The organism is Stenotrophomonas sp. P5_B8 (genome assembly GCF_054049855.1).
Map to the genome: position 1 here is coordinate 1 of NZ_JBFULO010000435.1, position 3,134 is coordinate 3,134.

Consider the following 3,134-nt stretch of genomic DNA (forward strand, 5'->3'; position numbering starts at 1 on the left):
CCGTGAATCCATCCCTGGAGGCTCGTGGGCGCCATCCATGGCGCCCAACGGTCCCGCCAACCCACCCGCCCCGACCCCTGACAGTTTTTCGGGCCTTTTGGTGAAAGCGGTGGAGCGGTGGAGCGGTGGAGCGAAGCGAAACTATTGCCGCTTTTGTGGGAGGGGTAAGGGCATGCCGACCGGAGGTCGGCACTGAGCGAGTGCAAGGCAACGGCGAGGCCACGGCCGATGCCGCTCCTTTCCCCCACACACCTTCCCCAATACCCCTAACGCCCAAATCCCCGCCCCAGAATCGACGACCCACACACCTCGGCATCCATCACGATCAGCCACCCATGGGGTGGCTCTACCTGGCACACCGGGGGTCTGTCGGGGGGGGGGGGGGCGCGGGTGGGTTTACGGGACCGTTGGGCGCCATGGATGGCGCTCACGAGCTTACATGGGTGAAGGCGCATTGCTTGCGAGGCACGGCCTCGCATGCGACTGAACGCACAGCCGCCAGCGGCTGGGCCGGGCCGCGGAGCGGGACTTGCAGCGTGTCCCGTAAACCCACCCGCGCCGCGCCAACCAGCAAAACCTCAGCCAAAGGCCGTTGAAGTTGCAGTTGCAGTTGCTGTGGCTGTTGCTCTTGCTGTTGCTCCAAAGCTCCCAAAAAAAACCGCACCCTGACACCATCCTTACCAATGCTTCGCACCCCCTGCACGATGAACAGGGAAGGATGGAGCATGTGAACACTGTCGACTCCCCTGTCCCATCTCCCGTGTCGCGCCGTTGGCGCTGGCGTCGTCCCGGCAAACGAGGACAGCGGTGGCTCGCCATCCTGGTCTTCCTCTTCGCCGCCATCCTCCTGCTCATCGCGCTATGGGACTGGAACTGGTTCAAAGGACCCGTCGAACGCGCCGTCCAGGCCAAAACCGGGCGCGAGTTCCATATCAACGGCGATCTCGACGTCGACCTTGGCCGCACCACCACGATCCGCGCCGACCGCCTCACGTTCGCCAACGCCGACTGGGCCAAAACCCCGCAGATGGCCAGCGCCGACCGCGCCGAAATCGCCCTTCGCGTCTGGCCCCTGCTGCGAGGCCAGGTCCAGATCCCCGAAGTGCGCCTCACCCGCCCTGACCTGCTGTTGGAAACCGGCCCCGGCAAGGACACCCCGGGCAACTGGGATTTCCTTGGCCCCTCCACCGGCAACCCACCGCAGCTGCTGCGCCTGCTGATCGATGACGGCCGCCTGCAGTTTCTGGATGCCGCCGGTCGCACCGACGTCCTGGTCGCCCTCACCAGCGGCAAGCCGCGCACCGAGGACAGCGCCCCGCCGCTGCTGGTCAAGGGCAAGGGCCGATGGAGGGGCAACCCCTTCTCGCTCGATGGCAATACCGAATCGCCGCTGGAACTCACCAACAGCGATCACCCCTTCCGCATCCATCTCGACGGCCGTGCCGGCGGCACCCATGCCATCGCCAGCGGCACGCTGACCAATCCGTTCGCACTGCGCGTCTTCAACCTGGAGCTGATGCTCAGCGGCCAGGACATGGAAGACCTGTTTCCGCTGATCGGCGTGGCCATGCCCTCCACCCCGCCGTACCGGCTGAAAGGCCGCCTCAAGCGCGACAACGACATCTGGCGCTATGAGAACTTCACCGGCACCGCCGGCGATAGCGACCTGGGTGGCACCGCGCAGATCGATGTGGGCGGCGACCGCCCGTTCCTGAAAGCCGACCTGGTGTCCAAGCGCCTGGACTTTGATGACCTGGCTGGCTTCATCGGCGCACCGCCGAAGACCGGCGCCGGCGAAACCGCCAATGCCGAGCAGAAGGCCAAGGCTGCCGCCCTCGCCGCGCGCGCGAAGATCCTGCCCGACACGCCCTACAACCTGACCAAGCTGCGTGCCATGGATGCCGATGTGCGCTGGAAGGCGCAACGGATCAACTCGCCCGTCCTGCCGCTGGATGACATGGATGCCCACCTCAAGCTCAACGATGGTCTGCTGCGTCTGGAGCCGCTGAACTTCGGCGTGGCTGGCGGTGACATCCGCAGCACCATCCGCATGGATGCCCGCAAACCAACGATTTCGACCCAGCTGCAGGCCAGCATCCGCAAGGTGCAGCTGGGCAAGCTGATGCCCGACTCGAAGCTGGCCGAGCAGGCCTCCGGCGGCCTCAGCGGCGACGTCATGCTGGCCGGCACCGGGAACTCCGTCGCCGCCATGCTCGGCAGCTCCGACGGCAACGTCGCGCTCGGCATCGGCAAGGGGCACATCGGCAACCTGATCATGGAGCTGGCCGGGCTGGACGTAGCCGAATCGCTGAAATTCCTGTTCACCGGCGACAAGCAGATCCCGTTGCGCTGCGCCTTCGGCGACTTCGGCGTCAACAACGGTGTGATGACATCGCGCGCGCTGGCCTTCGACACCACCGACACCCTGATCATCGGTCAAGGGACTGTCGATCTCAAACAGGAACAGCTGGACCTGTTGCTACGCCCTCGCCCGAAGGACGTCAGCATCCTCGCCCTGCGCTCGCCGCTGCGCATCGGTGGGAGCTTCAAGGATCCCTCGTTCCGTCCCGACTTCAAGGCGCTCGGCCTGCGCGGCGCCATCGCCCTCACCCTGGCCACCATCACCCCGCCGGCCGCCCTGCTGGCCACGTTCGAACCCGGTCCGGGCAAGGACACCAATTGCGGTGGTCGATATGCGAAGTAACGCGTCCTGGCACGCAGCAGCTACTACGCACTGACGCTCCATGGGCTCCGCGTTGCCCTTCTCCCGCGCCTGTCGGCAGTCTCCCTTGATTCACAAGGGGACTGCCTGGACACACGCATTGCGGGGAGAACGGGTGCAGCTTTGGCCGGTAGTGCAGGCGCTGCATGGATTTAGTGCTTTCTTCGTTTGGGCCCTTCGCGAGCGTGAGGGCCCGTGGCGGCCGGTAGGCCCCTGGCGCAAATGTCCCCCGGCCGCGGGGCGGCCTCCTCCTTTATTTCGCCTCCAAGCGCATGCGGGCCCCGCGCCCGACCCACCGACCAAGGCCATAAGAGCCTGGCTTCTGCCTTTGCACCGCAAGCCGAGCCCCGTGGCGGCCGGTAGGCCCCTGGGCAAAATAAAGGAGGAGGCCGCCCCGCGGCCGGGGGACATT

2 protein-coding genes are annotated in these 3,134 nt (G+C 66.1%); one reads left to right on the forward strand and one right to left on the reverse strand.

Features of this window, described 5'->3' with window-relative positions:
• Positions 1 to 427: 427 nt before the first annotated feature.
• The gene (locus ACXJKH_RS17640) at positions 428 to 727 is read right to left on the reverse strand and encodes a hypothetical protein (protein WP_457321272.1); all 300 of its coding nucleotides are present in this window, start codon (positions 725 to 727) and stop codon (positions 428 to 430) included.
• Here ACXJKH_RS17640 and ACXJKH_RS17645 point away from each other — a divergent pair.
• Positions 719 to 2,704, forward strand: a complete 1,986-nt coding sequence (locus ACXJKH_RS17645) for an AsmA family protein (RefSeq protein WP_457321270.1) — start codon at positions 719 to 721, stop codon at positions 2,702 to 2,704. The two genes, ACXJKH_RS17640 and ACXJKH_RS17645, sit on opposite strands and share 9 nt — an antisense overlap.
• Positions 2,705 to 3,134 lie beyond the last annotated feature (430 nt).